Origin of the sequence: Zooshikella ganghwensis DSM 15267, from assembly GCF_000428585.1 — a bacterium.
Classification (GTDB): domain Bacteria; phylum Pseudomonadota; class Gammaproteobacteria; order Pseudomonadales; family Zooshikellaceae; genus Zooshikella; species Zooshikella ganghwensis.
Map to the genome: position 1 here is coordinate 8,669 of NZ_KE386769.1, position 577 is coordinate 9,245.

Here is a 577-nt window from a genome sequence, read left to right on the forward strand (position 1 = left end):
CATTGCCCCAGTCATCATAACTGAAGCTTTCCGTGACCGTCGACAACCAGGCATCCTGTAGGGATTTTTGTTGGGTGGTGCGGTTCTTTAGCTGCACACGATAACGAGGAAGATCACCGTCATCTAAGGTCGTGACCTGCCAGGTTTGTTGACTATCTTTCAGCAGCACACCGTCCGCCGACCACTGTTGGGAACGGCTTAGCACCCCGATTTTACGCGCCTCCGTATCCTGTAAATAGTGATCCGTGGTTTTAATGCCGGTTTCCAGCTGAGTGCTGCTGATTTCAGCAAAACCCAGTGCACCTAAACCCCGTAAATGGTGCTTTAAGCCTTTATAGTGGTACTGCGTGGTTAAGCTGCCACCGAGACCATTATCTTGTTTGACCTCCTGCACGACAAATACCGCCGATTGGCGATCAATGACGGGATACGTACTGCCTGTGCTCTTGGTGAACAGGGTGGGATCGGTGAGCGGTTGATAGCGGAGGGTGGTGGTTTGTCCTAAGCCATTGCGAATTTCAGTGATACGGTGGGTCAGTGAACCTTTGATGTATTGGTAATTAACAAAGTTACCCCG

The 577-nt window shown here is 50.6% G+C and carries 1 protein-coding gene; it reads right to left on the reverse strand.

From position 1 onward, the window contains the following. Positions 1-577: toxin TcdB middle/N-terminal domain-containing protein (locus F607_RS35075; protein ID WP_038292755.1), on the reverse strand; the 577-nt coding region annotated here is incomplete at both ends.